The organism is Gottfriedia sp. NPDC057991 (assembly GCF_042886615.1).
GTDB lineage: Bacteria > Bacillota > Bacilli > Bacillales > Bacillaceae_G > Gottfriedia.
Genome location: NZ_JBHVQN010000001.1, coordinates 875067 through 890384, shown reverse-complemented (window position 1 = coordinate 890384; position 15318 = coordinate 875067). Strand labels below are relative to the sequence as shown.

Below are 15318 nucleotides of genomic sequence, written 5' to 3'. Positions count from 1 at the left end.
ACAATAACCTCCTTATTTGACGGTTACTGAAAGTTTCGTTAAAACTAAACCGAATTCCTTCACGCATGACAAAACTAGTGGTAAAACGCCAAATCTTTTAGGAATACTCGAAATTAGTCGGAAAAAATCAGTTGAATCCACCAACAGTACGCTTAAATAAATCATACCAATTAGCTTTACTTACCGATTTATTCGCCACTAAGTCTGTTTTAGATAAAACTTTACTACCTTGTTTTAAGACTAAAACTCCGACAACTTCCCCTTTTTTAATTGGTGCTTGAATATTTTTGTTAAGCTTAATATCTTTCGTAATTTTATTCAGCGCCTCACCCTTCTTCAATACAACTGAAACTGGGCTTTTTGTGATAACATTTACACCTTTAGACTTACCTTTGCTAATACTAAGTCTTTCGATATTCTCACCTTGTTTAATTAATTGCTTTACTTGATATTGATTAAATGCATAATCAAGCATATTTGTCATTTGTGCATTTCTTTCTTTAGAAGTAGGCGCACCCATAATTACGCTAACTACTCTCATGTTGTTCTTCTTAGCAGTTGCTGTTAAACAATATTTTGCTTCTGCAGTAAATCCAGTTTTCAATCCATCCGCTCCTGGATAAAAACGAACTAGTTTATTCGTATTTACTAACCAAAATTGTTTTTCAGTATCTTTTCTCAAGTAATCTTCATAAGTACCAGTAAACTTTGTGATTAATGGATATTTTAAAAGCTCTCTTCCCATGATTGCCATATCATACGCCGATGAATAATGACCAGGTGCAGGTAGCCCAGTTGGATTTTCAAAATGTGTATTTTTTAATCCTAACTGTTTTACTTTTTTATTCATTAAAGCGACAAATGCCTCTTCTGTACCCGCAATTTTCTCTGCCATTGCAACTGATGCATCATTTCCCGATGCGATTGCAATCCCTTTTAGCATTTCTTTTACTGTCATCTCTTCGCCAGGTTCTAAAAAGATTTGTGATCCACCCATTGACGCAGCATGTTCACTAGTCATTACTTTATCATCTAGCCTAAGTTTTCCTTTATTGATTTCTTCCATAATAATAAGCATTGTCATGATCTTAGTCATACTTGCTGGTGGAAGCTCTTTTCTAGCATCTTTTTCATATAAGATTTTCCCAGTATCTTGTTCAATAATTACGGAAGATAATGCATTTTTTGCCAAACTTACATCATTATTTTGTGTCTCTCTTGCATTTACTTTAGGTAGTGATAAAGAAAAGATCATAACACTACTTAAAAGAGTTAGTAATACCCTTTTCATCTATAACCCTCCATTCTTTTCATACATATTTTTTCCAAATATAAGTAGTTTAAACAAGCACAGAAGAAAATATTAGAAAGAATGGAACTATTTACATACATGAGAACATATGATATAAGTAAAGTGTATTAATTATACTCATACACTTAATACACTCCATACACTAAAGAAAACATTTGAGGTGGTGATCTCTTGATTATTATTTTAGACCCAAGAAGCCATTTACCCCTTTGGGAGCAAATTGTTCTACAAACAAAAGAACAAATGCTAAGAAAGATATTGGTAAATGGAGATAAACTTCCGTCCGTACGTGAATTAGCAACTACATTAGTAATCAATCCAAATACTGTTAGTAGAGCCTATCAAGAACTAGAGCGCACTGGAGTCATCGAAACAATAAGGGGTAAAGGAACATTTGTAATTGGTTTAACAAAAGAGACTGTTTCAACAGATACCCTTTTAAAATATAAAAATAAACTTTCCAATTTATTAATTGATTGTTTAACAGATGGCGTAAAAGAGGAAGAAATAATGAATTGGGTTAAAGAGTTTTATTCTAATAAAGGAGCTGAATAGTTTGCTGAAAATCCATCATTTAAGTAAAAAACTCGATGAACAAGAAGTTTTAAAAAATCTAAACTTTCAAATAGAAAAAGGTAAAATCACAGGCTTAATCGGTAGAAATGGAGCTGGTAAAACGACTCTTTTAAGGACGATCGTTGGCATTCTATCTCCAGACGAAGGCTCAATACTAATTGACGATGAAGAGATTAACGAGTCACCTCTTACTAGAAGACAAATTGCATATATGAGTGATTCTACAAATTTCATTAATCAATATAGTGTAAAAGAACTGATTACGATCTATGAAAATTCATATCCAAACTTCAATAAACACAAATTTTTAGAAGCATTAAATAAATATAAATTACCTAATACATCTCTACGTAAATACTCAAAAGGGATGAAAACTCTTATCTATTTATTATTAACCTTTTCGACAGATGCAAAATATGTCATTTTAGACGAACCAACTAACGGTTTAGACCCAGTCGTTAAACGGACTGTTTTGCAATTAATAATTGAATATGCAAGCACAAACTCAGTTGGAGTTATTATTTCATCACATCATCTTGCTGAGCTCGAAAAAATAATTGATCAATATTTATTTATTAAGGATGGGAGAATTAATTCAATCTCTACAATGGAAGAAAGTACGAATCAATTTTATAAATTACAAGTAGCATTTGAAAATGGTTTACCTAAACTATTTGAAGATGACCCGTCTATTTCTGTCTTCTCAAAAACCGGCAAGGTAGCAATTATCATTATTAATGGAAATAAGGACGAGTATATAAAACGAATGGAAAATGATAATCCGCTTCTTTTAGAAGAACTTCCATTGACATTAGAGGATTTATTTTTCATAAACGATGGAGGGGACTTGTATGTTTAGTAAAGCATTGTGGCTAATAAATTCTAAACAATCTAGGCTTGCACTTATTTTATTATATCTTGTCTATCTAATTATTCTTCCATTTAGCTATTACAATAACACTGATGAATTAAATCGAGCATTACTAACTAACCCTAGTGCGTACCTTTATATATCTGATTTTAGTATGCTAGCATTTATTTCACCGATTATTGTATTAATATTAAGTATTTTATTAATAGGAATTGGACGAAATACAGGAGGAATTGATTTCCAATTTTCGCTTCCTTACTCACCTAGACAACTTTATTTATCAAAATGGCTGTTTGGAATTGCTCATATTTTTATGGCGACTGTTGGATTAATTATTTTAACTCTATTAATCCATTACAATACTAATCTACACAAATATATTGATGCTTCATCATTTGTAACCATTTTTACTGTCATATTCTTATTTACGATTGCTTTTTTTACAATTGGTCTATCGATTGGAACAATTACAGGTCATTATTTTTCTCAAACACTTTTCACTATTTTTACGATTTTCTCACCTAGTATTATCTATTTTAGTATTTATTCAAACTTAAATGGGATCTTTAACTATAAATTACCTGACAATAGCTTTGAAAAAATGATTACTAGTTGGTCTATTCCATATCAAACAGGCCCACTATCAATTTCAAAGGAGTTTAATGAACAAATCGTTCATTATCCAACTGTAGACTATGGAAATTTAACGATCATTATCCTTTATATCGTTGCATTTTTAATAATTGGTTTATTATGTTATAACAGACATGCAAATGTCAATAATGGCAAATTATTCGTATATAAAAAATTCGGGTTGTTCGTAAACGTCTTATTTGTATATCTTGCAGCGACATTAATCGCTTTATTAACATCTACAATTGCAAATGGAAATAACACGATTATTTACTTGATTGGATTAATAATAGGTACCGTTGTTGGCTATTTCTTCTATAAACGATTAAATAAATTTTTTGATTAATGTTTTTTAAAATCTAAATTTCATAGAACAACAAAAAAAAGCGCTGGTTCTCAGTAGAGAAATCAGCGCTTTTTTTTATGTGATAAAGTTCAATGCAAAACGTACAAAGAATAATGCTGAAATTGCCACCATATATGGTGTGATTTCAGTTTTCTTACCTGCTGCCATTTTAACTAATGGATAAGCAATAAAACCGAATGCAATTCCGTCAATAATACTATATGTTAAAGGGATGAATGCTAAAATTAAGAAGGCTGGTATTGCCTCAGTAGGATCATCCAATTGAATATCTGTAATGTGTTTAACCATTAACGAACCGATTATGATTAAAATTGGTGCAATCGCAGATGTTGGAATATATGCTATTAATGGCATAAAGAGTAAACATCCTAAAAATAAAAACCCAGTTACAACAGAAGTAAGACCTGTTCTACCACCAGAACTAATACCTGCACTACCTTCAACAGCAATAACTGTTGGACTAGTTCCAAGTAAACCGGATAAAATAATACCAAACGCAGTTCCTTGTATAACCTTTTGTTGCTTGTGCTCTTGGTTCATCATGCTTAATTGACCATGAATAATACCGATTGATTCAAATAATACAACCATCGTTAACGAAAATACTGCAATCCAAAATGGAAAACTCAATATATGAGTAAAGGTCAGTTGTCCGACAACTTCACTAGCAGATTTCATCGTAATTTTTGATGTATCATGTGCTTTTTCTATTCCACCATGTAAAATGAATGAAATGATTGTACCTAAAATAACCGTAATTAAAAAGTTTGCAGGTACATTTTTAATAAAAAGATAAATCGCAATACCTAGTGTAATAACTGTTGCTAAAACATCAACGTTTGTAAAATTTGCGATCGATACAAACGTACTTTCATTTTTTACAACAATCCCACCAGCTTGAAGACCGATAAATGTTAAGAAAAATCCAATTCCAACTGTAATTGCACTTTTTAGTGATAATGGAATTGCAGTTGTTAATTTCTTAATTAATTTTGTGAATGATAAAATTGATAATAAGATTCCACTTACAGTTACAACAGCAAGTGCTTCTTTCCAATTCATTCCCATTTCTCCAACCATTGTATAAGTAAACAATGCGTTGATGCCCATTCCTGGAACTAATACTAAAGGTGAATTACTCCATAATCCCATCATAACGCTTCCAAAGAAAGCTGACAGAATTGTAGCAATCATTGCACCTTGGAACGGTATACCTGCATCATGCAAAATTGTACTATTAACGGACAAAATATAGACAAGTGTTAAAAAAGAAACTGCACCTGCAATCAACTCCGTTTTAATGGTCGTACCGCTACCTTCAAGATTAAATTGTTTGTTCAATAAATTTTTCAAAGAAATTCCTCTCTTTTAGTGTCTCCCTCTCCCACCCATGCAACAAGGCACGATTACAATTATACTAAATTTTATCAAATAATTAAACAAGAAAATAATTTTCTTTAGAGTTTCATTTATTTAAACTTTTTTTGATGAATCAGTTGATCGGAACGAAAACAGTGCCGGGACCTCATGTTGTTGGGCAAGAGCTCGGGTCCCTGCTGCCTTAAATGAATGCGAACAAGTTTAGTGGAAATCCCCGTATTGTAAACAATAATCATTAGGCATTTCCATAATAATCAGCTACATAGATGAAACCTTTTTTTCGTAGTATATAATTTTCTTCATTTAAAGAAAAACACTTTGCGTGTTCTTTTTTTAGGAATCCCTTGTCCCCCTGATTATGTTCTTGGTCATCTACAATTGCAGACTTTACAGCTAAAATAGGATGACCATTAAAAAAAACATGAGTCCTAAGTGCAATTGATGGTGAAGAATGTAACACAAAAAATAAAATTATAGGTATTACTATTACCGGACTAAACATCAGAATTATTTCTTTCCACGTCGTTTGCCTCATCTTTACACCTCTTATTTCAAAAATAATACCTAAGCATCATTCTTTTTGCTTATTTAATAAACTTACTTTATGAGATAATTCCATTTGCTTATGTAGACTTGTTTTCAAGAACTTCAACTAATTTGTCTAATTTCATTTCAATATTTTGTAGTAATTGTCTGTCTTTAGCTTGTTTTTCAATTCTTCTTTTAAAAAGTAATCCTAAAGCAGCTATAATAGCAATCAGTATGATCCAAAAAGCAATTGGAGCAAAAGAAAGCAAGGGATTGTAAATTTCTTTTGTTTCTGTAATTGTGCTATTTCCTGATAAGAAATACATATTTTCCTCCTATTAATTTTTCTTGATAATGTGATAATTCGCTAAAAGCTTTTTAACTCCTTTTGTTCGACAATCACCCTCTATTTGATGAAAACCGATTATGAATGATCATATAAGGATTCAATAATTTCTCCTATATATTTTTTTAGTTTCATTTCGTAAGATAAAACAAGAGAATTAAATTAGGAGTGTTTATTTTAAAAGAACTATTTAAGAAAGTGTCTGCAGCAATTGGTTTTACACTGCTAGTTACAAGTCCCATCATCTTTCCAATGTTGTTTTTTTTATTTGGAATGTCTGCTGACGCTGATGGTACTGAGGCTGGTAGGGAATTATCAGGATCCTTTTATTTTACAATTTATTTGTTAGGATATTTTATTGCCATCATACTGATTACATCTATTATTACTAAATTAATAATCAATAAAAGTACAGTATTTAAGCTTATTAGCTGTATTGGCTTATTGTTTTTACCCTTTATTTTACAGAGATTTTCATTCACTGACATGTATGGCTTTCTATTCATTCCAATAGGGGTTATCTTAATAATCACTATAGCAATCTATGACAAACTCGATAAATGGAAAAAGCCTTTTGTATGGTTTTTAATCCTGTTTCCATATTTCATTTTCGTACTTATGTTATTTGGAAGTTTAAGTATTTAAAAGAGATATAAATTTTACAATAAACAAAATCAAACAACCCCTTCCATAATATGGTGGGGTTCATTTTTTTCTTTTCATTCCTAGAAAACAAACATCATTACTTGTTATCCTACTGAGGAATTGAAATTATGTAGCTGTTACAGTCAACTTACCATAGATAGTAAAAAGAGATCGTCCCAAGAGTAGGCCTCCAATAGCAAATATTATTGACAACCATATTCCACTTTCGCTCAATGCTAAATACGATGGAATCAAAATATTTAAAGAAACTTTAAGTGAAATTAATATAATGATTGATCCAATCACCCAGAGCTTCCTTTTTCCAGAACCGATTTCCCCTCGTTTTTCTCGAGCGATTGCCCACCCTTGAATGATTCCTGTTAAGATACCGAAAATGATACCTGAGAGTAATAACAACCATTCAATTGCACCAATTTTATTCATCTTATAAGCCCATATTACGCCTAAAATCAGCATTAAGATCCCAATGAAAAAGAGCGTATTAAACTTTTTCAACTCTCTTCCCTCCTTTGCGAGATTTAAATTACGTTAAATTAATTATACTGACATTTAAAATTTATTTAATACGTCCTCAGGCTGAATTATAGAGAGAAATAAGTTTTTTTATAATGAAAATTACTTTTGTTTATTTAAAAATCTTAATGAAAAACTACCATTTACCTCAAACTAAAAAAAACTGCATTTATGCAGTTTATGAACTTCGACGATCCTATGTCGAACCTCTAAAGTTCGAATCAAATAAAAAATAAATATTCTCTTTTAAATTTTCGATTTAGAATTTCTCCCCAGTCATAACCGACATAAAATCCTTATAAAACCCTTCATAATCTAAACCTACTGCGATATGTTGTTGCGGCCTTCCATCAAATTTCTCAGGCGTATCTGTTACTCGAAAATCCGCAATACTTTGACCTCTAGCCACATCGGTTGAATCAATTACAACAGCAGATTGATAGAATTTAAATAGATCGCTACGTATGACTGCCATGAGAGTTACTGCATCATGAACTGGACTCCCCTTTATGCCAGGTACCTTCTTTTGATAAAAGTTAAAATAATAGAAATCTAGTAATGGTTTTACAAGTTCAGTTTTCCCTTTAGAATGAATATAATTGGCCATTGCAGGAGTAACTATGGCATTTTGCGTTACATTTAATGGAAAAATATATGCACCTTTTACATACTTCATAACGATATTAGCTGCGATCGGATCTCCATGAAAATTCGCTTCTGCAATTGGTGTAACATTTCCAGGATATAGAAATGCGCCACCCATGATATAGTAAGAATTCACCGTTTTCATCAGATCTTCGTATAAGATAAATAAGGTGGCTAGCGAGGTTAACCTTCCAGTATTCACAATAATTAGTTCATGCTTATACTGCTCAATCAACTTGATAACTTCATAAAAGTTTTCTAAGTTCTCGAACTTTAAACCTGGATCGATTGGACCTAAACCGAACGGACCATGTATATCAAGGTAATAGGTTGGGATTTCTCCCGTCATTGGTTTCTCAGCACCACCATAGACTTTAACATATTCTTTTCCTGACCTTTTAAGTAAAAACCGAACATTCCTAGTCGTTTCTTTTTTAGATACATTGCCATAATCCGCCACAATCCCAATTATATCAATGTCTTCTTTAAATCTTGCATAAACCAAAGCGATCGCATCATCAATTCCTACATCACCGAAGAATAACACTTTCTTTCCCATCAACTTAGCTCCCTTTATATCAAAACTTCGGAACATTTCTTTTATTATTTATTCCTTTGATATAATGGTATGTTGTTATCGATTTGAAAAGTATAAAAAACATCCTATATATTTCAATCATCGGGATTTATATATTTTCATTTTTTAACAGTTCAATTTTTCATGATAGTCATAACACTTTTTTATTTAAGTGAGTTTATCTACTTCTAATAAAACCTTGATATCTTGTGTCTTGAAATGTAAGCTCTCCATCATCACCTTCAACAATCATTCCGTATTCAGTATCCTTTACCTTGAATTCTAACCGATCTCCACTTTCTACTTCGAACGTCACAAAATAATTACTATATGACGAATGTTCCCTACTCCCATAAGGATAATTATACAATATAGAACTACTACTGTAATTTGGGGTAATTTCGCCTTTTTGACACAAAAATTGAACTATTCTTATTCAAACTAATCTGCCATTTACTTGAATGTCTATCAAACAAGTAAGCAATCTTGGTCTTTTCGAATCGAGGTTGGTACGATCCTTAGACTGGTAAAGTAAACAGCTTTATCGAGGTAGATTTAATTCTAAACTCAGGGCACCAGAAGAAATGATAAAGGTAAAGAATAAAATAGTGATCCCTTCCATTCAATTAACATCTATTAAAGTGAGGATTAATTGATCAAATCCGATGAAAGAATCAACTCCACTAAAAGTTTCTAAAACAAAAAAACAAACTTGGACAGTTGAAGAAGTAAAATTTTTTTTAGAAGTTAGATTACTAGAAGATTATTTAATTCCTTTTCAATTAGTTATTTTTACTGGAATGCGACGCGGAGAAATTTTAGCTCTATGATGGCGAAATGTTGATCATTTAGCATTAAATTAAGGTGTATGGTATTTTTGATTTTAAAATACGACGAATCTCTGTCGAGAAGATTCTCCACAAATTAGGCGCGATGATCGAAGATGAACGCGCGTGCCTATTCCAAGGTTTAGGGCAGGTTGTAGAGAAAAAATAATATGCGATGCACATCTTGTCAAATGGTTCAATTAATGTTAGGATTGTGTTGCTGTAAAAATAAATCGTAATGAGGTGAGGATAACAATGAAAACAAAAAAATATATGTCTTATCCTCATATTGCTATTTAGTTTGTTAGTTTTATATAAATACATTAATTAAGCTCTGAGGGTAGGATTCACTCTCAGGGCTTTTATATTTTTAGGCAGAAGGACCGTTCAAGCTTTCTTGCCGATCTATTCTATGACAGCCACTTACTGAGTGGCTGTTATTTTTTTACGCGAAAAGGTTGTTCAAGGTAACAATATTGGTTTTATTTTGAAATTGGTTAGGATTTAATCGTTTGTCATACAAATTGATCTGAACTCTATTAGGGGGATATTTATTGAATTACTCAGGATGGAATTCATTTTCCACGGAAAATTTCAAAAAGTGCTGGTTTATGTTTGAACAGGCTATTTGGAGATTAGGAGCCGAACCGATTAGTTATTACCTTGTTCCAAAGGATAAGGGACCACCTAATTGAGATATCGTTTCAACCTAGAAAATTAATTTTCTTTATTCACAGCTTTCCAAAAATGAAAGGATGATGCTTTATTAAAAGACTCGCTCAATTTTTTCGTTCATTACAATCCGGACAATCATCTTACAGTATGATTTATGAAGACCCAACCTACTGGAATAATGATGTTGCTTACTACATTGAAAGAACACATAAACTCACACTGGATAAACCATGTATCACCATAAAAATACCTTTTGACCGTCTCGACTTAGATGAAAATATGAATCAAATTGTTCTCTCGGATTTTGCATTAAGAGAATGGGTTGATCATATTGAGGCATTAAATGAAGTGATTTATAACCGGTCACGTTCTGATAAAGAAAACGGTGCTTTTTATTGTTTTCGACCAACCAATGTGTTGATGCAACGTAATGCATCCTTTGTCGAATTCATCTCAGGAAAATGGTATTTATGTATAATGATCACAGTTCAACTTCCATTCAAGGATAATAATAAAGCAATGCGGATGCTCTGCAAAATGCTTCCAAAAGAAGTGGAGAAATTTATTGCCAAGTTTGATCTCATCAGATTAAATGCTGCTTTTGAATTGGCAAAAAAACAAAATATGATTCGCGAATGGCTAAAATCCAATGGTTATTGTGCGTTTATTGGGAATGGCAGCATTTTGCCAAGAAATAAAGACAATAGCGGCCCGCTAGAGGGTGCCTTGCCTTTTACATCCCCGAAAGATGTTGAAGTAGAAATTTGTGGTATGCGCGGTATGGGAATAAAACATGGTGTGACGGTCATCACCGGCGGTGGTTATTCGGGTAAAAGCACATTGCTGGATGCACTGAATTCGGGGATTTACAATCACATCAAAGGCGACGGACGAGAATTTGTGATTACAGATCAAAGTGCAATGGAAATATCTGCAGAGGAAGGCCGTTCCATAAAAAATATCAATATTACGCCTTTCATAAAATGGATACCCCATAGTTCGGCCGAACAGTTTTCGACTGACTACGCCTCTGGTTCCACATCTCAAGCTGCAAATATTATGGAGGCAATCAACTACGGGTGTAAGCTTCTTCTTATTGATGAAGACAGAAGTGCGACCAATTTTATGATTCAAGACATCAAAATGCGTTCATTAATCAAGCGTGAACCCATTACACCTTTTACGGAACGTGTCAGGGAGCTTCATGAGACTGTTGGCGTATCTTCCATTCTTGTTATTGGTGGTAGCAGTGAATTTTTAGCTGTAGCCGATCAAATCATCCTGATGGACAATTTTGTACCAAAAAACGTAACCCAGGAAGCAAATAATTTATGTGAACTCGAAAAACCTCGAGAGCGTATCCCACATACAAAATGGGAGATAGAAAGAAATATAACTACCGATCACTTTTCGAGCTATCCACAGGGCAGTGGTACAGAGAAGCTGATCGTTTCAAACTTGGGATACATGATGATAGGTGATGAACAAATTGATATCAGAGGGCTTTACAATATCACATCACACGCACAGCTTGCAGCGATTGCTTTTTTAATTCGAAAAATAGCTATAAGAAATCAGGATCGCACCATCTTTCTTCATGAAAAAATCAAAAAAGCTCTCGAAGAAATGGAGAGAGATGGAGTGGATATTGTATTTTCTTCCTTTTTTCCTGGTTTCGAAAGATGGCTTGAATTACCTAGAATTAATGAAGTACTTTCTGTCATAAACCGAATGAAACATTTGAATTTTATTCAAACAGAGCCATCTGAAAATCTCTAATTACGACATAAATATTAATTATCTTGATAATCAAATAGTTAAATTAATAAATTGTATTGAAGAGTCTCAGATCTCGCCTCTTTAAAAGCAACAAGTGAACAAAATAAAAAAGCTATTCTCATCTCTTGAGAATAGCTTTAAAAAATATTTAAGCTTCCATAATTAAATCATAAACTAATGTAGGTTCTTCTACTTTTTCAGCAGAAATTTTAATGTTTTCTAGTAAGTCTTTTTCAACTTCACTAATATCTTCTGTGTTTGAATAAACAGTAACTAAAGAATCGCCTTTTTTAACTGCTTCGCCTACTTTTTTGTTTAGCATTAATCCAACAGCTAAGTCAATAACTGATTCTTTTGTTGCACGTCCTGCGCCTAATTTCATAGCAGCCGTTCCAACAGCATCAGCAACGATTTGTGATACATAACCGTCTTTTTCAGCAACTACTTCTTTTACATATTTAGCTTGAGGCATTTTTGATGGATCATCTACTATTGAACCGTCTCCACCTTGAGCTACTAAAAATGCTTTAAATACTTCTAAAGCTTTTCCGTTTTTCATATTTTCTAGAAGTTTAGCTCTAGCTTCTTCTAATGTTTCAGCTTTTTTAGCTAATACAACCATTTGGCTACCTAATACTAAGCATAATTCTTCTAAATCTTTTGGCCCTTCACCTTTAAGTGTGTCAATTGCTTCTTTCACTTCTAATGCGTTTCCAATCGCAAAACCTAATGGCTGGCTCATATCAGAAATTACTGCAACTGTTTGTCTTCCAACGTTGTTTCCAATCTTAACCATCGCTTTAGCTAAATCGCGTGCATCATCAATATTTTTCATAAATGCACCGGCACCAGTTTTAACATCTAAAACAATTGCGTCTGCACCAGCGGCGATTTTTTTACTCATAATTGAACTTGAAATTAATGGGATTGAGTTAACAGTTGCTGTTACATCACGTAGTGCATATAACTTTTTGTCAGCAGGTGTTAAATCTCCTGTTTGTCCGATAACGGCTAATTTAATATCATTTACTTGTTTAGTAAATTCTTCTTCTGTTAATTCAACATGGAAACCTTCTACAGCTTCTAATTTATCAATTGTACCTCCAGTGTGACCTAAACCACGTCCGCTCATTTTGGCTACTGGAATATCTAAAGAAGCTACTAATGGACCTAATACAAGTGTAGTTGTATCACCTACTCCACCAGTTGAATGCTTATCAACTTTGATTCCTTCAATATTTGAAAGATCAATTGTATCACCCGAGTGTACCATAGCCATTGTTAAATCACTGTATTCTTTCTCAGTCATTCCCTTTAAGAAAACTGCCATTGCAAAAGCACTCATTTGATAATCAGGTACACTACCATCTGTGAAACCTTTGATTACAAAATTAACTTCTTCAGTTGTTAATGTTTTTCCGTCACGTTTTTTTTCTATTAAATCTACCATTCTCATTTTGGAACGCCTCTTTCTAATTTGTGTATATTATTTCTAATGAAAAGTGACTTCCACATAATGTAGAAGTCCTTTATATTTTCGTTAAGTTTTGAATTAACCGATTTTACGAATAATCTCTTTTACTAAAGATAAAAAGGAAGCTCTTACTCTTTGTGTTGTTTCAATAACTTCTTCATGGTTTAGAGGTTGATCTAAAATTCCCGCTGCCATGTTTGAAATACATGAAATACCAAGTACTCTTATTTCAGCATGACGTGCCACAATTACTTCAGATACAGTTGACATCCCTACTGCATCAGCACCTAATGTTCTAAACATGCGAATTTCAGCTGGTGTTTCATAAGATGGTCCTGTTAGCGCAGCGTAAACTCCTTCTTGAAGTTTTACATCTACTTCACTAGCGGCATTTTTTGCAAGTTCTCTTAATTCACGGTCATACGGATAAGACATATCTACAAAACGAACGCCTAGCTCAGGGTTATTTGGTCCAATTAGTGGACTAGTACCAGTAAAATTAATATGGTCTGTAATTAACATTAAATCACCAGGTTCGTATGAAGTATTAACTCCACCTGCTGCATTCGTTACAATTAATTTTTCAACACCTAATTCTTTCATGATACGGACAGGGAATGTCACTTTTTCCATGCTATAACCTTCGTAGTAATGTACTCTTCCTTGCATTGCTACTACTTCAATACCATGAATCGTTCCAAAAACTAGCTGTCCTTCATGTCCTTCAACTGTTGATGTTGGATACTCAGGAATTGTATGATACGGAATTTTTTCTTGGTTTTCAATTTCATCAACAAGAATTCCTAAGCCAGATCCTAAAATCAATCCAATTTTAGGCTGTCTGTCAACTTTACTTTTAATAAAATCAGCGGCTTTATCGATATTTTCCTTATTCATATGTAACTCCACCTTATTTCAATTTTTCAAAAAAACTTGATCCATGTGATGGCATTGTAACTTTAAAGTTTTCTGCAATGGTTGCTCCAATATCAGCAAACGTTTTTGGAATTTCTAATTCTTTACCTTCTGAAAACTGTTTACTATAAACTAGTAACGGAACATATTCTCTTGTATGATCTGTACCTGTATAAGTCGGATCATTTCCATGATCGGCAGTAATCATCAATAAATCGTCTTCTTTTAATAAATCAAACACTTCAGGTAATCGTGCATCGTATTCCTCTAATGCTTTTCCGTAACCAAGTGGATCTCTTCTATGACCGTATACAGCATCAAAATCAACCAGATTTAGGAAGCTTATACCTGTGAAGTCCATTTTTAATGTTTCAACTAATTTGTCCATACCATCCATATTAGAAACAGTACGTAGTGCTTTCGTAATTCCTTCACCATCAAAGATATCAGCAATTTTACCGATCGAAATCACATCAAAATTCGCATCTTTTAACTCATTCATAACAGTACGTCCAAATGGTTTTAATGCATAGTCATGACGATTCGGTGTGCGTTTAAAGTTTCCAGGCTCACCTACAAATGGTCTCGCGATTACACGACCAATCATGTATGGATCATCTAATGTTAATTTACGTGCAATTTCACAATAACGATATAAATCTTCTAAAGGAACAACTTCTTCATGAGCTGCAATTTGTAAAACAGAATCAGCAGACGTATAAACAATTAGATCGCCTGTTTTCATATGCTGCTCACCAAGTTCAACTAATATTTCAGTTCCAGAAGCAGGTTTATTTCCAATTATTTTGCGATCAAAATGGGTTTCTAATTCGCTTATTAATTCTTTAGGGAATCCATCTGCAAAAACTTTAAATGGCTTATCAATGTGAAGACCCATGATTTCCCAATGTCCGGTCATCGTATCTTTTCCAACTGATGACTCTTCCATTTTTGTATAATAAGCAAGTGGCTTATCGGCCTTTGGAACCCCTTTCAATTCTCTTATATTACTTAAACCTAGTTTTGCCATGTTCGGCATATGTAATCCATTCATTTCTTCAGCAATATGGCCTAGTGTATCTGAACCAACATCATTAAATTTTTCTGCATCAGGAGCTTCTCCGATCCCTACAGAATCCATAACAACGAGGAACACTCTATTAAATTTTCTATTCATTTGTTTTCCTCCTAACTCAATCGAAACAAACTGAAACTTAAGATAGCGTCAGATGTC

Annotated in this window: 15 protein-coding genes and 1 pseudogene; 6 read left to right on the top strand and 10 right to left on the bottom strand. The window is 33.1% G+C overall.

The features are described 5' to 3' along the window. Positions 1–127: 127 nt before the first annotated feature. Complete coding sequence (locus tag ACFVR2_RS04490; RefSeq protein ID WP_387359269.1) at positions 128–1291, bottom strand: D-alanyl-D-alanine carboxypeptidase family protein; 1164 nt, start codon at positions 1289–1291, stop codon at positions 128–130. A 192-nt stretch (positions 1292–1483) separates the two neighbouring features. Between ACFVR2_RS04490 and ACFVR2_RS04485 the strand changes: the two genes are divergently transcribed. Genes ACFVR2_RS04485 through ACFVR2_RS04475 form a run of 3 tightly spaced genes read left to right on the top strand, consistent with a single transcriptional unit; the run spans position 1484 to position 3738 of the window. Beyond that, a complete protein-coding gene (locus ACFVR2_RS04485) occupies positions 1484–1867 on the top strand; it encodes a GntR family transcriptional regulator (RefSeq protein ID WP_098429710.1) in 384 nt (127 codons plus the stop codon). 1 nt (position 1868) lies between these two features. Then, positions 1869–2747 carry an ABC transporter ATP-binding protein gene (locus ACFVR2_RS04480; RefSeq protein WP_387359267.1) on the top strand — a complete coding sequence of 293 codons (879 nt, stop codon included), beginning with the start codon at positions 1869–1871 and terminating at the stop codon, positions 2745–2747. Beyond that, positions 2740–3738 carry an ABC transporter permease subunit gene (locus ACFVR2_RS04475; RefSeq protein WP_387359265.1) on the top strand — a complete coding sequence of 333 codons (999 nt, stop codon included), beginning with the start codon at positions 2740–2742 and terminating at the stop codon, positions 3736–3738. Before ACFVR2_RS04480 ends, ACFVR2_RS04475 begins: the two co-directional genes overlap by 8 nt. Positions 3739–3813: 75 nt before the next feature. On the opposite strand, the gene ACFVR2_RS04470 is transcribed toward ACFVR2_RS04475, so the two are convergent. The 3 genes from ACFVR2_RS04470 to ACFVR2_RS04460 form a co-directional block, all read right to left on the bottom strand. Further along, positions 3814–5112 (bottom strand): NCS2 family permease, encoded by a 1299-nt coding sequence (locus ACFVR2_RS04470; RefSeq protein ID WP_387359263.1) that lies wholly within the window; start codon positions 5110–5112, stop codon positions 3814–3816. Between the two features lie 262 nt (positions 5113–5374). Beyond that, positions 5375–5674 (bottom strand): hypothetical protein, encoded by a 300-nt coding sequence (locus tag ACFVR2_RS04465; protein ID WP_387359261.1) that lies wholly within the window; start codon positions 5672–5674, stop codon positions 5375–5377. Positions 5675–5762: 88 nt separating this feature from the next. Then, positions 5763–5993 (bottom strand): hypothetical protein, encoded by a 231-nt coding sequence (locus ACFVR2_RS04460; protein ID WP_387359259.1) that lies wholly within the window; start codon positions 5991–5993, stop codon positions 5763–5765. 188 nt (positions 5994–6181) lie between these two features. On the opposite strand from ACFVR2_RS04460, the gene ACFVR2_RS04455 reads away from it, so the two are divergent. After that, positions 6182–6658, top strand: a complete 477-nt coding sequence (locus ACFVR2_RS04455) for a hypothetical protein (RefSeq protein ID WP_387359257.1) — start codon at positions 6182–6184, stop codon at positions 6656–6658. Positions 6659–6784: 126 nt separating this feature from the next. On the opposite strand, the gene ACFVR2_RS04450 is transcribed toward ACFVR2_RS04455, so the two are convergent. The 3 genes and pseudogenes from ACFVR2_RS04450 to ACFVR2_RS04440 form a co-directional block, all read right to left on the bottom strand. Then, positions 6785–7174, bottom strand: coding sequence for a hypothetical protein (locus ACFVR2_RS04450; RefSeq protein ID WP_387359255.1), 390 nt, complete (start codon positions 7172–7174; stop codon positions 6785–6787). A 277-nt stretch (positions 7175–7451) separates the two neighbouring features. Next, entirely contained in the window at positions 7452–8396 is a 945-nt protein-coding gene (locus ACFVR2_RS04445) for a nucleoside hydrolase (RefSeq protein ID WP_387359253.1), read from the bottom strand. A gap of 196 nt (positions 8397–8592) precedes the next feature. Then, positions 8593–8751 (bottom strand): annotated as a pseudogene (locus ACFVR2_RS04440) (DUF2500 domain-containing protein); the annotation flags it as partial. 328 nt (positions 8752–9079) lie between these two features. Between ACFVR2_RS04440 and ACFVR2_RS04435 the strand changes: the two are divergent. Together ACFVR2_RS04435 and ACFVR2_RS04430 are read left to right on the top strand one after the other, a co-directional pair. Beyond that, positions 9080–9244, top strand: a complete 165-nt coding sequence (locus tag ACFVR2_RS04435; RefSeq protein ID WP_387359251.1) for a hypothetical protein — start codon at positions 9080–9082, stop codon at positions 9242–9244. 819 nt (positions 9245–10063) lie between these two features. Then, the gene (locus ACFVR2_RS04430; RefSeq protein WP_387359249.1) at positions 10064–11695 is read left to right on the top strand and encodes a P-loop domain-containing protein; all 1632 of its coding nucleotides are present in this window, start codon (positions 10064–10066) and stop codon (positions 11693–11695) included. Between the two features lie 148 nt (positions 11696–11843). Here ACFVR2_RS04430 and ACFVR2_RS04425 read toward each other — a convergent pair whose 3' ends face one another. The 3 genes from ACFVR2_RS04425 to deoB form a co-directional block, all read right to left on the bottom strand. Continuing rightward, the gene (locus ACFVR2_RS04425) at positions 11844–13151 is read right to left on the bottom strand and encodes a pyrimidine-nucleoside phosphorylase (protein WP_387359247.1); all 1308 of its coding nucleotides are present in this window, start codon (positions 13149–13151) and stop codon (positions 11844–11846) included. Positions 13152–13247: 96 nt separating this feature from the next. Then, a complete protein-coding gene (locus ACFVR2_RS04420) occupies positions 13248–14066 on the bottom strand; it encodes a purine-nucleoside phosphorylase (protein WP_387359245.1) in 819 nt (272 codons plus the stop codon). A 13-nt stretch (positions 14067–14079) separates the two neighbouring features. After that, positions 14080–15261: a phosphopentomutase gene (deoB, locus tag ACFVR2_RS04415; RefSeq protein ID WP_335409629.1), complete on the bottom strand. Its 1182-nt coding sequence runs from the start codon at positions 15259–15261 to the stop codon at positions 14080–14082. Positions 15262–15318: the final 57 nt, after the last annotated feature.

What these genes read in the sequence shown, in the direction of transcription:
- ACFVR2_RS04490 (WP_387359269.1), bottom strand. Translation starts at nt 1,291, where the DNA reads ATGAAAAGGGTATTACTAACTCTTTTAAGTAGTGTTATGATCTTTTCT.
- ACFVR2_RS04475 (WP_387359265.1), top strand. Translation starts at nt 2,740, where the DNA reads ATGTTTAGTAAAGCATTGTGGCTAATAAATTCTAAACAATCTAGGCTT.
- ACFVR2_RS04465 (WP_387359261.1), bottom strand. Translation starts at nt 5,674, where the DNA reads ATGAGGCAAACGACGTGGAAAGAAATAATTCTGATGTTTAGTCCGGTA.
- ACFVR2_RS04460 (WP_387359259.1), bottom strand. Translation starts at nt 5,993, where the DNA reads ATGTATTTCTTATCAGGAAATAGCACAATTACAGAAACAAAAGAAATT.
- ACFVR2_RS04445 (WP_387359253.1), bottom strand. Translation starts at nt 8,396, where the DNA reads ATGGGAAAGAAAGTGTTATTCTTCGGTGATGTAGGAATTGATGATGCG.
- ACFVR2_RS04435 (WP_387359251.1), top strand. Translation starts at nt 9,080, where the DNA reads ATGAAAGAATCAACTCCACTAAAAGTTTCTAAAACAAAAAAACAAACT.
- ACFVR2_RS04430 (WP_387359249.1), top strand. Translation starts at nt 10,064, where the DNA reads ATGATTTATGAAGACCCAACCTACTGGAATAATGATGTTGCTTACTAC.
- ACFVR2_RS04425 (WP_387359247.1), bottom strand. Translation starts at nt 13,151, where the DNA reads ATGAGAATGGTAGATTTAATAGAAAAAAAACGTGACGGAAAAACATTA.
- ACFVR2_RS04420 (WP_387359245.1), bottom strand. Translation starts at nt 14,066, where the DNA reads ATGAATAAGGAAAATATCGATAAAGCCGCTGATTTTATTAAAAGTAAA.
- deoB (WP_335409629.1), bottom strand. Translation starts at nt 15,261, where the DNA reads ATGAATAGAAAATTTAATAGAGTGTTCCTCGTTGTTATGGATTCTGTA.